We start from the raw sequence: 16,582 nt of genomic DNA, 5'->3' as shown, positions 1-16,582 counted from the left end.
TTAATTGAAGGTGACGACTTGATTGACAGCCTGCTGACATTTCTGGACGAAAATACGTATCTGTTGCTGGGAGCCGTGAAAGCGGTGATCATTGCCGCCGCGCTGCTTGGCGTGGTGCCCGCTCTGGTCTGGCTGGAGCGCCGACTGATGGGACGCTTTCAGGTTCGCCTGGGCCCCAATCGTGTAGGCCCGATGGGACTGGGGCAACCGATTTCCGACTCGATCAAATTACTGTTTAAAGAATCCATCATTCAAAGTTCTGCGGACAAGTTCCTGTTTCACCTGGCGCCGGCGATTGTCGTTTTCACCGCCATTGTCGCATTCGCCGCGATTCCCCTGACGGGGCCTTTTGAATTGTTTGGCGAGCAGATCGGATTGTGGGTGGCCAATATCAATAGCGGCATTTTGTTTGTCTTCGCTATTTCGGGGATGGGCATCTATGGCATGGTGCTGGCGGGTTTGTCGTCCAATAACAAATATTCGCTGATGGGCGGTTTGCGCTCAACGGCGCAGATGATCAGTTATGAATTGACCCTGGGACTCGCCGCATTGTGCGTGATCGTTCACACCGGTTCCTTGAATCTGGTCGATATGGTGGATCGGCAGTCGGTGGTTCCCAATATCATCAACCTGTTCAATCCGCCGCTGATTCTGGCGTTTTTTCTGTTCTTTATCGCGGGCGTGGCCGAAACCAATCGCGCGCCGTTTGACCTGCCGGAAGCCGAGCAGGAACTGGTTGCGGGGTTTCATACCGAGTACACGGGAATGAAATTCGCCATGTTTTTCATGGGCGAGTACATCAACATGGTCACGATGAGCGCGTTGATCACCATCCTGTTTCTTGGCGGCTGGAACGCGTATATTTTGCCGGACGGGCCGATCATCGGCTTTCTGGCCTTTGCCGGCAAGGTTCTTTTCCTGTTGTGCGTATTCATCTGGTTACGATCCACGTTTCCACGAATTCGTTACGACCGGTTGATGACTTTTGGTTGGAAATTTCTGCTTCCGATAGCCGTGCTCAATTTATTATTTCAAGCCGCTTTGAAGGTTCTGTAGCGGGAGGGTAATACTATGTTGCGAGAAGTGATAGAAGGCGCAAAAAATCTGGTCATCGGCATGGGCGTGACCTTTCGAAACATGGTTTCGAAACCGGTGACCTTTCAGTATCCCGACGTTAAACGGGTGATGCCCAAACGTTATCGCGGGCGGCATTTTCTGAACCGCGACGAGGAAGGTCTGGAACGTTGCGTGGGGTGTAGCCTGTGCTCGGCGAACTGCCCGGTCGGCTGTATCCATGTAGTGGCTGAAGAGAATGACCCGAACAATCCGGTTTCCGCCGGAGAGCGTTACGCCAAGGTGTATGAGATCAATTTACTGCGTTGCATCTATTGCGGGTATTGCGAAGAAGCCTGCCCTGTGGACGCCGTGGTCTTGCGCGAACATTACGAGCTGGCGGACTACGATCGCGATAGCTACATCATGGAAAAAGAAGATTTGCTGGTGTACCCGGAACCGAACCGGTTCAGCCATGACATTCTCGGGAACACAACCCGGATAGAACAATGATTTTAGTGGGACGCGGCGAAATTCGCCCTGTCGTTTTTAGGAAAGGTTTGACGTTGATATGTTGATCGATTTGGGTTTCTTTAGTTTCGATCTATTTGCTGTGACCTATGACGGGGTGGTGTTGGCCGTCGGCGCAACGGCGGTATTGGCCGCGCTTGGCGTGGTGTTGTGTTCGTCGCCGATCTATAGCGCTCTTTATCTCATTGGGCACATGGTTTGCCTTGCGATGTTGTTCCTCCTTTACAACGCCGAGTTCATCGCCGCAGTCCAGATCATCGTATACGCCGGGGCGGTGATGATATTGTTTCTGTTCATCATTGCGCTCCTGGGCGGTAAAAAAGAAAAACAGGTATTTGATTTTCACAAGTTCATGGCGCTCAGTTTTGTCGGAACCCTGCTGGGCGAGTTGGCGTTGACCGCCAGAATTGACAAGACCAAGGCGATCGAGGGCGTTTACGACGCCCAGAAACTTTCCGAGATCGGGAGCGCCAAAGCGGTCGGTCTGGAATTGTATTCCAAACATTTGATCCCTTTTGAACTGGCTTCCTGCCTGTTGCTGGTAGCGGGAGTGGGCATCATTTGTCTGGCGAAATTTCCCTACAAACCTCTGAGGAGGCGACCGTAATGGGACAGGAATTCATATTATTGGTGAGCGCTACCATTTTTTGTATCGGCGCATTTGGCTTTATGGTTCGCAAGAATCCGCTCATCATGTTCATGTCTGTGGAATTGATGTTGAACTCGGTCAACCTGCTGTTGATCGGTTACTCCAATATTTTGAAATCCATGGACGGACAGATTTTTGCGCTGATGATAATGACGGTTGCGGCGGCGGAAGTGGTTGTGGGACTCGCCATCATCCTGACGATTTTCAGGACGCGCCACGACCTCAATGTGGATCACCTCGACGGATTGAAAGGGTAGGAATTTGTTCGGTTACGCCTGGTTGGTTTTATTGTTTCCTCTTGCAGGATTTATTGGTCTGAGCTGGTTTGGGAAATGCATTCCCAAGAAGCTGGCGGGTCTGATTGGTTGCGCGACGGTTGGACTGGCTTTTCTGGTTTCCATCCTGTTGCTGATGGATTTGTCCGCCCTCGAGCCGGACCACCGTTCGGGCGCGGTTCAGGTGCTCTACACCTGGGTGCAGTCGGGGCCGTTCAGTCTGAACATGTCCATTCTGGTCGATCCGCTTTCCGTTTTCATGTTCCTCATTGTCACCGGCGTTGGATTCCTGATCCACGTTTATTCGCTCGGTTACATGGAGCATGACAAGGAATTCTCCCGATTTTTCGCTTACCTGAATCTGTTTATTTTTTCGATGTGTACGCTAGTCGCCGCCGCTGATTTTTTCTTCCTGATCGTGGGCTGGGCGCTGGTGGGACTGGCTTCCTATCTGCTGATCGGATTCTGGCGGGATCGCAAGAGCGCCGTGCTGGCGGCGCGCAAGGCCTTCGTGATGAACGTGATCGGCGACGTCGGCATGTTGGTCGCCGCGTTCATGATCTTTGAATCGTTTGGAACGCTCAATTATGTAGAGGTCTTCCAGACTGCTCCCGAATTGTTTTTACCCAATGATATGACGGTGATCCTCATCACCCTCCTGCTTCTGGTGGGCGCGTTCGCCAAGTCGGCGCAACTGCCGCTTCACACCTGGTTGCCGGACGCGATGGAAGGTCCGACGCCGGTCAGCGCGCTCATTCACGCCGCGACCATGGTCACAGCGGGCGTGTACCTGGTAGCGCGTTGTCATGTTTTGTTCGAGTTGGCGCCGATCACCATGTATCTGATCGCCACCGTCGGCATTGTGACCGCGACCTTCGCGGGCACGATCGCCATGGTGCAATACGATATCAAGCGCGTCATCGCCTATTCGACGATGAGCCAGCTGGGTTATATGTTCCTGGCGGTTGGCGTGGGTATGTTCAGCTTTGGCATGTTCCATTTGATGACGCATGCGTTCTTTAAAGCCCTGCTCTTTTTGGGAGCGGGAAGCGTCATACACGCGATGAACGACGAGCAGGATATTCGCAAGATGGGCGGACTGTCGAAGACCATGCCCATCACCTACATGACCTTTTTGATAGGATCGCTTGCCCTGGCGGGATTTCCTCTGACCAGCGGATTCTTCAGTAAAGAAGCGATCATCATGAGTTCCTATCACTCAGAGATGGGCAATATTATTTTCTGGGCGCTGGCGGTTTTCAGCGCAGGCATGACGGCGTTTTATACCTTCCGTCTCTTCTTTTACGTTTTTCACGGCGAATCGCGATCCCCCGAAGCGCATCCGCATGAGTCTCCGCGCGTGATGGTGGCGCCCTTGCTGATTCTGGCGTTCCTGGCGCTCATGGCTGGCGGGCTGGGCTCCTGGGTCGACAGCTTTTTGAGTCCGTCGCTTGGCGGGCATGGAACGCATCACGAAGACGCTCTTCTGGAAACGATCGCCGTCTTTGCGGGATTGGGCGGCATCCTCGTCGCTGGACTGGTCTATATGGTCAGTAGCGACCGCATGGAATTTGCCAAGAACGCTTTGGCGCCGCTGTACGACATTCTGTTCCATAAATATTACGTAGACGAGATTTATGATTTCCTGATCGTGAAACCGGTCAAGGCCATCGGCGCTTTCCTTGAAGATCGCGGGGAGCGCAACGGTATAGATTTTGCCGTCGACGAAGCGGCCGCTCAGGTGAGGGAAGCCAGCCGCTATATCAGTTGGTGGCAAAACGGCAAGGTTGGAATGTATGCGTTGAACATGGTGGGCGGGATGGTCGTCGCCTTGCTGTTTGTTGTTTTCCTTTAAAGAAGAATTGTTGAGCCTAATTAGATGCTGACATCGATAGTTTTCATACCTTTAATTGCCGCGTTCTCCCTGCTGGCGGTGAACCGGGACAATACGATTCTGCCGGGCCGGGTGGCTTTGGGCGCTGCGGCGTTGAGTTTTCTCCTTTCCGTATCGTTGCTGTTCGGTTTCGATTCCGGAAACCCGGGGATGCAATTCCAGTCGACGTTTTCATGGGTTCCGCTTTTAAACATCAATTTGAAATTTGGTCTCGACGGTATCAGCCTGTGGATGGTCATTCTGACTTCCTTCCTCGGCGTGATTTCCATGGTCATGGGCGCGAGACAGCAAAAGATCAATCTTCGCAATTACCTGGCGTTGATGCTGGCTCTGGAAGCGGGCATCCTTGGCGTGTTCGTCGCTCAGGACACCATCGCCTTTTATGTTTTCTGGGAATTGATGTTGATTCCTTCGTATTTCATCATCGGTTTGTGGGGCGAGGGCGACCGCATTTACGCGACCACGAAATTTGTGATTTTCACTCTGGCGGGCAGTCTGCTCATGCTGGTGGCGATTCTGGCCCTGTCGTTTGAATATTATCACGCGACGCACGAATGGACTTTTGATATCAGCACGCTGGTGCACATGCATCTGGCTCCGATGGATCAGTTGTGGATGTTCGTTTGTTTCTTCACGGCTTTCGCAATCAAAGTTCCCGTGTTTCCATTGCACAGCTGGTTGCCGCACGCTTACCGCTCCTGTCCGATTCCCGCGTTGATACTCATCACCGGGGCCATGTCGAAGGCGGGAGCATACGGCCTGATCCGTTTTTGTCTGCCCTTGTTTCCATCGGCGATTGAAACGTTGGGTCTGGCGGTCGCGGCGGGCGCGGTGGGCGGCATCGTTTACGGAGCATGGATCGCCGTATCGCAAAAAGATATCAAGATGCTGGTCGCCTATTCCAGCATCAGTCACCTGGGCTTCATCGTATTAGGGATTTTTGCCTTCAATGGTCAGGGCGTGGAAGGAAGCGTCTTGCAGATGCTCAACCACGGCATCATTGCATCGGCGCTGTTTATTATCGTCGGCATCATTGAAGAAAAAACCGGGACGCGCGAATTGAGCCGTCTCAAGGGTTTGAGCAATCCCATGCCGATCCTGTACGGCATGTTCCTGTTGCTGGCCTTGTCCGCTCTGGGCTTGCCGGGACTCAATGGTTTCGTTGGAGAGTTTCTCATTTTGATGGGCGTTTGGACTTCTGTCATGCTCAGCGATTTGTCCATTGTGTTTGTGCTGGGCGCTTGTCTGTCCATTGTTTTTGCGGCGATCTATATGCTCTATATGTTTCAGGGAGCCATGCAGGAGACCAACGATACTCTGCCGGAAGGCATCAAGGACATTGACCGCTCGCAGTTCGGAGTCTTGCTTCCCGCGTGTATTCTGGCGGTGTTCATCGGCCTGTACCCGAAACCTTTCATTGACCGCGTTGGGCCTTCCGTGGAGATTGCCTTGCACGCGGAAAAAACGGTCAATCTGCACGCCGGCGAAGACGCCGGACACCACTAGACCCCTTCTTTCTTTTCCCTGACATTCAATGCGTTTGGGGCAGACACTGGTTGACGGCGTTTTTCTGGAACGTCCCAACCGCTATCTGGCTCGCGTACTCGTGGATGGTCGCGAGACCGAAGCGCATGTTCCTGACCCGGGGCGTTTGCCCGGACTCATGATTCCGCAACGCGCGGTGCGTTTGATCTACAATCCGGGACCCAAAAGAAAAACCGACTACACTCTCGCTCTGGTTCGGCACGGATCGATCTGGGTGAGCGCCTACCCGGTCTTTGCCAATGCGCTGGTTGAAGAAGCCCTCGAAAAAAAGCAGATTCCCGAGTTTAAAAAATATCAATCTTACAAACGCGAAGCAAAGCAAGGCGACAGCCGTTTCGATTTTCTGCTGGAGCGTGACTCCGAATCGTTTTACCTGGAAGTCAAATCCGTCAGCTGGGTGGAAGGCGGAGTGGGGATGTTTCCCGATGCGCCCACGCTTCGCGGGGTCAAGCATCTGCGTGAACTGATCGCGCTGAAGAGCGAGGGTTATCAGACCGGAGCGCTGTTTGTCTCGCAACGATCCGATGCGTGCAAGGTCGTCCCGCAGGACGATGTCGACCCGCGCTTTGGCGAGGCATTGCGCGACGCCGCGAAAGCAGGCGTTCAATTACTGGCCTACAATTGCAAGGTGACTAACAGCACAGTCACGTTGGATCGCGCCATTCCTGTTGAATTGTGAATGTGGGTGAAGGGTTCAGGGTTTGGTGATCGATTCGTTATTGAAAATTTCCAATAGAAGTAAAGCAACGATCAAGGCCCCGGCCCCTGCCGCCATGATTTGGAGCAACATGGCTTTTCTCCTTTTTTAGCGACCCATCTCAAACGACGGGATTTGAAAAAGGCAAAAGCTACTCCTTTAATGTGGTTCCCTCTAGTTACAAAAGCAAGCAAGTCACCCCTTAAAAAAGGGATTCCTCCGCAGACATTTACTGAGATTCATTTCAAGCTATTGAACTCATTGGGCTTTCATGCGAATGGATATCTGAATTTATATTGGGATATTTTTCAGGAAGAGTTGAAAATAATCCTTATTTCAGGAACTCATCCAAGTCTGGCTGAACCATCCATTTGTCCATTTTATAAACCCATTTTTGTTTGTGCAAGCGAGTCTCCAATGTGGAACTTGGAGAGATGGTCAGTTGGTAAGAGAAGGTTGCGATGGCTTCATTGAATTCGCCTTCGGCTTCGTCGTCGGATCGATTCTTTTCTCCCACCTTGGCGCCGTCTTTTAAAAACTCCAACGAGACCAGATGGCTGTCCATGAAGCGGACGCGCTCATTGAATTCATGAATGCGTTCGATGTAAGCCTCGCGGTAATCCGGGTCGAGGAGAAACACGGCTTGTTCGCCGACGCGACCTTCAATTTTTATATTGTACAATTGAATGACGTCGTTCAGGTCGCGCAGTTTCGTTTCAAAGATATCCGTGGCGCAACCGGCGTTGAACAGGGTCGCGAGCAGGAAGAGCAGGGCGGAACAGGTGAGGCGAGACTTTGGAAAATAAAAAGGCTTGCGAGGATTCATTGTAACTTCCGTGTGATATGATGATCGGATGGATTCAAGGGAAGCGGTTCCCGGAATGATTATAATGGATGGAAAGGGCTTGCGGCAAGATGGCGACGAAAAATAAACCGGGAAGAAAAGGCGTTCGGCGACCGCCGACGACAGCGGGGGGAAGGCGAAGCCGTCCTTTCAATAAGGGAAACGGCAGGCCTGGCGGCTCTTCCGCCAAGAAGAAATCGACGGATTGGGATCAGGCGGCGCGCTGGTACGACGCTCTGGTCGGTCAGGACGGCTCGGACTATCAACGCGATATCATCATGCCGGGGGCCTATCGTCTGCTCGATATGAAGAAGGGACGCAAGGTTCTGGATCTGGCTTGCGGTCAGGGCGTGTTTTCCAGATTCCTGTCTCAGAAGGGTTTGAAGGTGACGGGTCTGGACGCTTCGGACAGTCTCATCCAGTGCGCGAAGACGCGGTCGCATCCTTCGCTGGCGTTTCATAACGCCGACGCCGCAGGCGAGAAATCCTTGCAGGGCGAAACCTTTGACGGCATCGTGTGTTTGATGGCGGTTCAGAATATGGAACAGCTGGAGCCGGTGTTTCGCAATATCAGCCGCTGGCTGGTTCCCGGCGGCCGTTTCGTCATGGTGATGATGCATCCGGGATTTCGTATTCCCCGGCAGAGCCACTGGGGCTGGGACGAGGAGAAGAAGCTCGAGTATCGCCGCGTCGATCTTTATCTGACGGAGACCTCGATTCCTATTTTCACTCCGCCGATGCGTACGGAAGGGCCTTACACCTGGACTTATCACCGACCTTTGCACAGTTATTTTGACGCCTTGCTGGGCGCGGGGCTTCAAGTCTCCCGTTTCGAAGAGTGGGCGTCGAACAAAAAAAGTCAGCCGGGAAAACGCGCGAAAGCGGAAAACAGAGCGCGTCAGGAAATCCCGTTATTCCTTGCCATGGCGGCGGATAAACCGAAAGAAGCTTGAGAAGGGGAGTCGATGCCAAGTTACACCTACGAGTTATTGGAGCCGTCGGAGTTGCTTTCCAGAACGCGATCCAATTTGAAGGGAACAGGAGGCGTGTGGGATGAATTGGCGCCTTTGCTCACCGAGGGTCATGTTGAATACAAACCCATCCGCAACAATCCCATGCGTTCGGGCTATCAATTCGTTTACAAGACGGCGAAATTGAATATCACGATGTATTTTCCTGAAGCGCAATTCAATCGCATGCTGGAACTTTTGGATGGCGAGAATCTGGAAATCTTGAAAGGGGCGGTGCAGGCCGCGATTCCGCCTCGTTCCGGCTATTTTGTGAACGAGTTTAAGATCAAGGGAATTCTGGAACCGCCAGATTAGCCGAGCGATTGCGGCAGGTCAAAGGGCCGGTTTTCTTCAATGGCATGGCGTATGTCTTTCATCCAGTTTTGATAAAACGCGATGTTGTGAAGGGTGTTCAGGCGCATAGCCAGAATTTCGTTGCATTGGAACAAATGCCGTAAGTAGGCGCGGGAATAGTTTTTACAGGTGTAGCAGGAGCAGGTCGGGTCGACCGGGCCGTCGTCTCTCAGGTACTGCGCGTTCTTGATGTTGAGCTTGCCGTTGCGGGTGAACAGCGAGCCGTTGCGAGCATTGCGCGTTGGCATGACGCAATCGAACATGTCAATCCCCATCGAACTGCATTGCATGAGGTCTTCCGGCGTGCCCACGCCCATGAGGTAGCGCGGGCGGTCGTCGGGAAGCAGGGGCGCCGTGTGGTCTGCGATCTCGTACATCAAGTCTTTTTCCTCACCCACGCTGAGTCCGCCAATCGCGTAACCGGCGAAGCCAATGTCGACGGTGCCCTCCACGCTGGCGCGACGCAGGTCCTTGAACATTCCCCCCTGAACGATTCCAAACAGACTTTGCGTTTCTTCGACCGGATGAGCGGCGCGACAGCGTTTGGCCCAGCGCAAAGAAAGTTGAAGCGATTTTTCGGCCTGTGATTTTTCCGCGTTATGCGGCGTCGGTTCATCGAGAGTCATCATGATGTCGGAGCCAAGGGCTTGCTGGATTTCAATCGCCTTCTCCGGCGAGATGAAATGGCGCGAGCCGTCGATGTGCGACTGAAAAGCGGCGCCCTCTTCGCTGATCTTTACCAGACTGTTCAAACTGAAAATCTGAAAACCGCCGCTGTCGGTCAGGATGGGGCGTTGCCAATTCATGAATTTGTGCAAGCCTTTCATGTCGGCGATCAACTCATGCCCCGGCCTTAGATAGAGATGGTAGGTGTTTCCCAGAATGATCTGCGAGCCGCAGTCGATCAAATCTTCCGGCGTGAGGGCCTTGACGGTCGCCTGCGTGCCGACGGGCATGAAGGCGGGCGTGTCGATGACGCCGCGCGGCGTCGTGATTCTGCCGAGTCGCGCGCGCGAATGTTTATGAGTCTTGATTATCTGAAAATCGATCACAGCTCTATCAGGATTCTGGCGGGCGTTGTACGCTGGCTTCCATGAGGTTGACGGACAGGCGTTCAAAGGGAATGACGATTTGGTTCTCAACGCAAATTTGCGCGAGCGCTGATTGTATTTCCCTCTGATACTCTTCACGGAAACCTGCGCAACGTCCATCCACGGCGATGAGAATCGCCAGATGAAGCGAGTGCGCGTCCGCGTGGTCGTATTGTACGTCAATATCAAGGAAATCGGGTAGAGAACCTTCAAAATGTTTTGCAAGTTTGGCGGTCAATTCTTTTTTAATCAGCGCGGGCGTTTCGAGAACCGCTTCGGAAAGCGTTTTGACGTCCATTCGAAAGTCGATGCAATAACGAAATCCGGAGGAAAGATTGATCGGATTGGTTGTCAGGAAATGACTGGTTGAATAATATTTGAGAGACGCGCCTTTCAGTTTCAGCACCACCTGTTCGAGCGTCTGGCTTTCAACCTGACCGTAGGCGCCGTCGGAGAGGACGACCCAGTCGCCTGCAAGCGTGGGGAACCAGGGTTCGCCCTCCACAATTTCCCTTGAATGCCTGCCGATCAATTCGCCGACTTGAAGTTTGATAACGCCACCCTGCAAGCGATCATTGACCAGCGTGGCGTAGAGGCCGATATCTCTGACGCGCCAGGGTATGCCCTGCCAGATCATGCGTTCGCCTTCGCGCACCGTTCCCAGATTGAGAATGAATTTGATCTCATTGAGAAATTTTGGGATCCACTGCCGGCTGGTCCAGAAAGCCAGAAAAAGCAGGATGACGAGGATGCTGATGAGGAGCCAGTCGTTGAAGAAAAACAGACAAGCCAGAGCGGCGGCGAAACAAATACCCAGCGCGAACATATTGTAGGCGGCGGCGAAAATTTTATGAAAGCTGGGGCTCAGTTCCTTGAGCAATCTTGTGGTGGTCGCCCATCTGCGCAGACGCGACAGGAGCCACCAGATTCCGATAAAACTTGCGGCAGTGACAAACAGATTGCGTCCGCGATTTTTGAAAAAATGTTCGACCTGACTGGAAACGTTTTCAAAGAGAGAGCCGCCGGAGGACAGAATGTATTCGAGGTTCGCTTTGTTTTTTTCCAGATTGATCTCGATCAGCTCAGGATTGAACTCTTGTAGCAGAGATTGCAATTCTTTTAAGTACTCATCCGAGCTTGATTCGGGTTCCGAAGGAAATTGTTTTTCCAATTCGATCAGCATCGTGATGCGCTCATGGACCCTTTCGTAGAGCGGGAGCTGTTCTTCCAGAACCTTGATCTCGTGTTTGAGATTGTCTATCTTTCGCGGCTTTTCGGTTAGTTCGCGAACGGAGCGGAGAAGTGGGAGGGTCAGGTCCTCCAGTTCCTTGATCCAGTCCGGGCGTTGTCTTTTTTGTGAACCGCCATCCCCCGCCAGTCCGGTGGCGAGAGAATCAAAGTCTTCCTCCATTCGGTTTTTTTGATTTTCAAGTTCCTTTGCCAGTAGTTGAGACTCTTCTGAATCGGACTGGTTTTTTAATTCCTTGATCGCATCTTGCAGATTTTGAATCTCGATGGCGCTGGCATGTAAATGCCGACGAAGGGCTTCCAGTTTTTCAGGTTCAGACGCTGTCGTTTGGGAGAATGCGAAAGAGGGGAGGAGGCAAAGCGCGGAGACAAAAAATAAGCTCAGGGCGGTAAAGCGGCGATGCGATTGAATGAAGCGAAGCTCCATAAACTACGTCCCCATCTAAAAAGTTGTTTTTTTTAACGCTATCTGAATGATAGCGCTATTGGGATGCGGATAACAACTTTTCGAGCAGGGCCTTTTGGAGATGCAATCGATTCTCCGCCTGGTCGAAGACAATCGAGTTCTCGCCGTCCAGCGCGTCGCCTGTGATCTCCTCGCCCCGGTGGGCGGGGAGGCAGTGCATGACCAGAGCGTTTGGCTTGGCCAGGTCGATGAGTTTCTGATTGATCTGGTAGGCTTTCAAGGATTTTCTTTTCTCGTCCGCTTCGTCTTCCGCCCCCATGCTCACCCAGACGTCTGTGTAGAGGATATCGGCGTCCTTTGCGGCTTCTGCCGGATCGGTGAAGAACTGGATATTGTCGCGAGAGGCCAGCTCTGTCATGCGTCCTTCGGAGCAATTCTCGGGAAGCGCCAGTCGCAGTTGAAAGTCAAGGAGCGCGGCGGCTTCCATCCAGGAATAGGACATATTGTTGTCGTCGCCGACATAAGTCAGGGTGAAGCCTTCGATTTTTCCAAGCCGTTCCTGGATCGTGAATAAATCGCACAAGACCTGTATGGGGTGGTTCTTGTCGGTGAGTCCGTTGATGACGGGAATGCTGGCGTGTTTTGCAAGTTGTTCGACCAGTTTGAAATCATAGGTGCGTATCATGATGCCATGCAAATAACGCGATAGAACGCGCGCCGAGTCCTCAATCGTCTCTCCCCGTTCCAGTTGCAACTGTTCGCTGGTCAGGTACAGGGCCTGACCGCCCAGTTCAAACATGCCAACTTCAAAAGAAATTCGGGTTCGCGTCGAGTTTTTATAAAAGATCATCCCCAGCGATTTTCCCTTCAGGGTCGGGTGGGGAATGTTCTTTTGTCGATCCTTCTTGAGTTCGACCGTTCGTTTGAAGAGGTCAAGAATTTCCTGACGGTTCAAATCCTCGATCACGAGAAAATCGCGCTTCATGGAAGCGTCTCCTTGATTAAGATCCGTATCGCTCAAAACTGTGATCCAGGGCGCCGATCACTTGATTGATTTGTTTCTGGGTGACGGTGAGAGGGGGGATGAAGCGCAGGGTGTTGCCCTGAATGCAATTGATTAGAAAACCTTGCTTCATGCAGTCGTCCACAATTTTAGCGCCCGGCCCGCTCAACTCGGCGGCGACCATCAAACCCATGCCTCGAACATTGACGATGACGGGATATTTCTTTGCCAGCGCATTTAACTTTTTAATAAAATAATTACCCATGCTTTTGACGTGGTTCAGGGTTCGCTTCTGCGAGACAACTTTCAAAGAAGCGAGAGCCGCCGCGCAAGCAAGCGGGTTGCCTCCGAACGTGGCGGCGTGGGTTCCCGGTACGAATGACTGCATGACCTTGCTGGTCGCTCCCATCGCCCCGATGGGGAAACCGCCGCCGAGGGCTTTCGCGAGAGTGATGATGTCGGGTTTGACGCCGAAATGTTCGTAGGCGAACAGGGTTCCGGTGCGCCCAAATGCAGTTTGCACTTCATCAAAAATCAACAAGGCGCCGGTTTTTCGGCACAGTTGTTTGACGGCTTTCATGTAAGCCTTGTCCGCGATATTGACGCCGCCTTCGCCTTGCACCGGTTCAATGAGCACGGCGCATGTTTTTGTCGACATGGCCTTTTTCAATGCGCGCAGATTATTGAACTCTACGTACTTGAAGCCGGGAAGAAGTGGCGCAAAGCCCTTCTGGAATTTTTTTTGCGCGGTGGCCGAAAGCGAGGCCATGGTTCGGCCGTGGAACGATTGGCTGAGGGTGATGATTTCCCGTCGTTTTTCCCCGCGGTCATAGAAATACTTGCGCGCCAGCTTGATGGCGGCTTCATTCGCTTCGGTTCCGCTATTACAGAAAAAGAATTTATCGGCAAAACATTTACGCGTCAGTTCTTCCGCGAGGAGAGACTGCGGCTCAATATGATATAAATTAGAGACGTGAATGAGTTGTCCCGCTTGAAGTCGAATTGCTTTCACGACGGCGGGATGACAATGGCCGAGATTGTTGACGGCGAGTCCGGCGACGAAGTCGAGATAGCGATTGCCGGACCGGTCCCATACTTCCGTGCCCTCGCCTCGAACCAGGGCAATGGGGTAACGTCCGTAGGTTTCGGCGACGTGTTTTTTTGTTGCTTGCGCGACTTCGTTATTGTTGCGAAATTTCATTTTATTCACGAGCGTTTGGAAAACAGTCAACCTATCATAATTCAGGTGAAATTTCTCTCTTAATTTTTAAATTTATCAATGAGTTGAAACCATCTGCGAAGGGAAGGGATTTGAGTTTGAAGAGCGTTGCGCAGTCTGTTCGTGAAAAACTGACTCAACTGGTGTTTCCGCAATCCTGCATTTACTGTGAAGGCGACCGGCGCGGCGGCGGTTCCTTTTTGTGTCTGGCGTGTGAAGAAGACATCCTTTGTATAGACGGCCCGGTTTGCGGCGTGTGCGGCGCCCCGGCGGAAATGTCTTACGACTACCCGCGCGAGAATTTTGAGTGCGGGGCCTGTCGGCGTCGCCCTTGTCATTTTGACCGGGCGCGATCCTGGGGCCGTTACGACGCGGTTTTGAAAAAGTTGATGCATTTTTATAAGTATCGTCCGCAGAGGGGCGCTGTGTCTGAACTGGAATCCTTGATGCGAAGGTCGATGCCATACGACGGGGCGACCCTGGAAAATTTTCATATCGTGTCCGTGCCGCTTCATAAAAATAAATTGAAGGAACGCCAGTTCGATCAGGCATTTTTAATCGCTCGAGCGCTTGCGCATTATTATGGATTGCCTCTGGCGAATGAGTGGGTTGTCAAAATCCGGGACACAGCGTCGCAGGCAAAGAAAAACAGAACGGAGCGGATGAAAAACGTTCGCGGCGCATTTCAAGCGCTGGATGGGGATGCGATCAAGGGACGAAATATTTTGTTGGTTGACGATGTTTACACGACGGGCGCCACAGTCAATGAAGTTGCGAAGACCTTGAAGTCTGCAGGTTGCGCTTCGGTGTATGTTTTTACGTTGGCGCGGGCGTGACCGGAACAGGGGAGTGAGTGTGAAACAGAGGGAAGGAGACTGGACGGTGTATATGGTGGAAACGGAGTCGGGCAAACTGTATGCGGGTATCGCAATCGACCCGGAGCGCCGCTTGGACGAACATCGGTCTGGAAAAAAAGGGGCGAAGTTCTTTCGAACTTCGCCCCCGGTGCGAATCGTTTATCGTGAGCTGTTTGCAACGCGAAGCGAAGCGTCCATTCGTGAAGCGCAAATCAAGAAAATGAAGCGCGCCGATAAATTGAAGCTGGTTCAGCAAGCGGCTGATAGAAGCCGCTAACTGGGCCGAGCCTGGACATTCACTTCTCCGTTGCCGAAGGTTTGCGCCGTGATTTCCAGCGGGCGGCAACACACTTCGCAGTCTTCTACATAGGATTGATTGCCGACAGACAGATCAATCAATATGGAAATTTCCTCGCCGCAACAAGGGCATACAAAGAAATGTTCCACCTGATCTGTCATATCGTGCGCGTTTATCTCAATCCCATTGTCACGAAATACCAGGCCGCAATGCTGGCAATATAGCCTAGCGCAATCACGGGCGCCCATTTCAAATGCGACATGAACGTGTAATTGTTGCGGTCTACACCCATGACGGCGACTCCCGCCGCAGAACCGACCGACAGCAAACTGCCTCCCGTGCCCGCAGTGAGAGTGATGAGCAACCACTGGTCGAGACCCATCGCCGGATCCATTTTAAGGACCGCGTACATGACGGGAATATTATCGACAATGGCCGACAAGACGCCGACGACGACGTTGGAAGCCGTCGCTCCGATTGTGCCATATAGCATATTGCTGATAAGAGCCAGATGCCCCAGGTACTGCAAGGCGCCAACGGCTGTCAGGACGCCGAAGAAAAACAGCAAGGTGTCGAATTCGACCTTCTCCACTTTCTGGAAAATGTCAAAACGCGGACGCGACCGTCGGTCTTCTTTGATTCCCATGGATTTTATAAATGCATCCTCGCCCCATCTTTTTAAATAATATCCATAGAACATGAGCATGCCCAAGCCAAGCATCATGCCCATGAAGGGAGGCAGGTGCAGGAACTGGTGAAAGCTGACTGCCGTTGCGATGGTCAAAATGCCCAACGCAATGATGACTTTTGCGCCCGCTTGCATAATAACCTTTTCGTCGGATGCAGGCGGATGTTCGTCGGGTATGAAGAAGTACATGATCCCGGCGGGAATGATCCAGTTGATGATTGAAGGGATCACAAGGTAACTGAACTCCATGGTGGGCACTTTGCCTGCGGTCCATACCATCAGCGTTGTGATATCGCCAAAGGGACTCCATGCGCCGCCGGCATTTGCGGCGACCACAATGTTGACGAAAGCCGGCACAATGAAGGCGCGATTTCCGCCGCTACAGGCCAGGGCGACAGTAGACATCAGCAGTGCGCTGGTCAGGTTGTCGGCCAATGGAGAAAGCAGGAAGGTGATGATTCCGGTCGCCCAAAATAATTTTCGAAATCCGAACCCTTTTTTCAGCAACCAGGCTCGTAGCACTTTGAAGACATTGCGTTCGTCCAAGGTATTGATATAGGTCATTGCTACGAGGAGGAAGAAGAACAATTCTCCAATTTCTGCAATCAATTCTTTAACAAAGTCATGCGCGTGAGCGCCTTCTTGCCCCATTTCGTAGATGCCGATCAGCATCCACATGAAGCAGCCGATCAAGATAACCGGCTTGGATTTTCTTAGATGAAATTTTTCTTCAAATATGACCAGGGTGTAAGCCAATAAAAAACAGATGACCGAAAGATGACCGACCCAGGTATTTACGAGTTGTCCCATAAGTATCCTTTCCCACCAATGACTCTAGTCGCTTTAAGTTTGCGAATCTAAACGAAGGTAAATGAATATCCATGATAATGACAAAGTTTAGTAAAATCAAAGATATTCAG

General features: G+C 52.2%; 17 protein-coding genes. 11 read left to right on the top strand and 6 right to left on the bottom strand.

Annotated elements, in window-relative coordinates; all coding sequences use genetic code 11:
• The first annotated feature begins 18 nt into the window (after window positions 1-18).
• The 7 genes from nuoH to sfsA are packed head-to-tail and all read left to right on the top strand — an operon-like array spanning window position 19 to window position 6,626.
• Complete coding sequence (gene nuoH / locus G3M78_14855) at window positions 19-1,056, top strand: NADH-quinone oxidoreductase subunit NuoH (protein QPJ66612.1); 1,038 nt, start codon at window positions 19-21, stop codon at window positions 1,054-1,056.
• Window positions 1,057-1,071: 15 nt separating this feature from the next.
• A complete protein-coding gene (locus G3M78_14850; protein ID QPJ66611.1) occupies window positions 1,072-1,566 on the top strand; it encodes an NADH-quinone oxidoreductase subunit I in 495 nt (164 codons plus the stop codon).
• Between the two features lie 58 nt (window positions 1,567-1,624).
• A complete protein-coding gene (locus G3M78_14845; GenBank protein ID QPJ66610.1) occupies window positions 1,625-2,191 on the top strand; it encodes an NADH-quinone oxidoreductase subunit J in 567 nt (188 codons plus the stop codon).
• The gene (nuoK, locus tag G3M78_14840) at window positions 2,191-2,490 is read left to right on the top strand and encodes an NADH-quinone oxidoreductase subunit NuoK (GenBank protein QPJ66609.1); all 300 of its coding nucleotides are present in this window, start codon (window positions 2,191-2,193) and stop codon (window positions 2,488-2,490) included. The genes G3M78_14845 and nuoK overlap by 1 nt, the downstream gene beginning before the upstream one ends.
• A gap of 4 nt (window positions 2,491-2,494) precedes the next feature.
• Window positions 2,495-4,363 (top strand): NADH-quinone oxidoreductase subunit L, encoded by a 1,869-nt coding sequence (nuoL, locus tag G3M78_14835; protein ID QPJ66608.1) that lies wholly within the window; start codon window positions 2,495-2,497, stop codon window positions 4,361-4,363.
• A 24-nt stretch (window positions 4,364-4,387) separates the two neighbouring features.
• Window positions 4,388-5,908 (top strand): NADH-quinone oxidoreductase subunit M, encoded by a 1,521-nt coding sequence (locus tag G3M78_14830; protein QPJ66607.1) that lies wholly within the window; start codon window positions 4,388-4,390, stop codon window positions 5,906-5,908.
• A 28-nt stretch (window positions 5,909-5,936) separates the two neighbouring features.
• Window positions 5,937-6,626 carry a DNA/RNA nuclease SfsA gene (gene sfsA, locus G3M78_14825; protein ID QPJ66606.1) on the top strand — a complete coding sequence of 230 codons (690 nt, stop codon included), beginning with the start codon at window positions 5,937-5,939 and terminating at the stop codon, window positions 6,624-6,626.
• Between the two features lie 349 nt (window positions 6,627-6,975).
• Here the strand turns inward: sfsA and G3M78_14820 are convergent, their stop codons facing one another.
• Window positions 6,976-7,470, bottom strand: coding sequence for a hypothetical protein (locus G3M78_14820; GenBank protein QPJ66605.1), 495 nt, complete (start codon window positions 7,468-7,470; stop codon window positions 6,976-6,978).
• Window positions 7,471-7,559: 89 nt separating this feature from the next.
• On the opposite strand from G3M78_14820, the gene G3M78_14815 reads away from it, so the two are divergent.
• Together G3M78_14815 and G3M78_14810 are read left to right on the top strand one after the other, a co-directional pair.
• Window positions 7,560-8,441: a class I SAM-dependent methyltransferase gene (locus G3M78_14815; protein ID QPJ66604.1), complete on the top strand. Its 882-nt coding sequence runs from the start codon at window positions 7,560-7,562 to the stop codon at window positions 8,439-8,441.
• A 12-nt stretch (window positions 8,442-8,453) separates the two neighbouring features.
• Complete coding sequence (locus G3M78_14810; protein ID QPJ66603.1) at window positions 8,454-8,813, top strand: hypothetical protein; 360 nt, start codon at window positions 8,454-8,456, stop codon at window positions 8,811-8,813.
• On the opposite strand, the gene tgt is transcribed toward G3M78_14810, so the two are convergent.
• The 3 genes from tgt to G3M78_14795 all read right to left on the bottom strand — a co-directional run bounded on the left by tgt (window position 8,810) and on the right by G3M78_14795 (window position 13,801).
• The gene (tgt, locus tag G3M78_14805; GenBank protein QPJ66602.1) at window positions 8,810-10,063 is read right to left on the bottom strand and encodes a tRNA guanosine(34) transglycosylase Tgt; all 1,254 of its coding nucleotides are present in this window, start codon (window positions 10,061-10,063) and stop codon (window positions 8,810-8,812) included. The genes G3M78_14810 and tgt overlap by 4 nt on opposite strands.
• Window positions 10,064-11,673: 1,610 nt before the next feature.
• Window positions 11,674-12,582: an ornithine carbamoyltransferase gene (gene argF / locus G3M78_14800; protein QPJ66601.1), complete on the bottom strand. Its 909-nt coding sequence runs from the start codon at window positions 12,580-12,582 to the stop codon at window positions 11,674-11,676.
• Between the two features lie 16 nt (window positions 12,583-12,598).
• A complete protein-coding gene (locus G3M78_14795; GenBank protein ID QPJ66873.1) occupies window positions 12,599-13,801 on the bottom strand; it encodes an acetylornithine transaminase in 1,203 nt (400 codons plus the stop codon).
• A gap of 110 nt (window positions 13,802-13,911) precedes the next feature.
• On the opposite strand from G3M78_14795, the gene G3M78_14790 reads away from it, so the two are divergent.
• Together G3M78_14790 and G3M78_14785 are read left to right on the top strand one after the other, a co-directional pair.
• Window positions 13,912-14,655 (top strand): ComF family protein, encoded by a 744-nt coding sequence (locus G3M78_14790; GenBank protein ID QPJ66600.1) that lies wholly within the window; start codon window positions 13,912-13,914, stop codon window positions 14,653-14,655.
• Entirely contained in the window at window positions 14,630-14,953 is a 324-nt protein-coding gene (locus tag G3M78_14785; GenBank protein QPJ66599.1) for a GIY-YIG nuclease family protein, read from the top strand. The genes G3M78_14790 and G3M78_14785 overlap by 26 nt, the downstream gene beginning before the upstream one ends.
• Here G3M78_14785 and G3M78_14780 read toward each other — a convergent pair.
• Window positions 14,950-15,135: a CPXCG motif-containing cysteine-rich protein gene (locus G3M78_14780; GenBank protein ID QPJ66598.1), complete on the bottom strand. Its 186-nt coding sequence runs from the start codon at window positions 15,133-15,135 to the stop codon at window positions 14,950-14,952. The two genes, G3M78_14785 and G3M78_14780, sit on opposite strands and share 4 nt — an antisense overlap.
• Before the next feature lie 11 nt (window positions 15,136-15,146).
• Entirely contained in the window at window positions 15,147-16,472 is a 1,326-nt protein-coding gene (locus G3M78_14775) for a sodium:proton antiporter (GenBank protein QPJ66597.1), read from the bottom strand.
• Window positions 16,473-16,582 lie beyond the last annotated feature (110 nt).

Origin of the sequence: Candidatus Nitrohelix vancouverensis (genome assembly GCA_015698305.1) — a bacterium.
Taxonomy (GTDB): domain Bacteria; phylum Nitrospinota; class Nitrospinia; order Nitrospinales; family VA-1; genus Nitrohelix; species Nitrohelix vancouverensis.
This window is presented reverse-complemented; position numbering and strand designations above follow the sequence as displayed.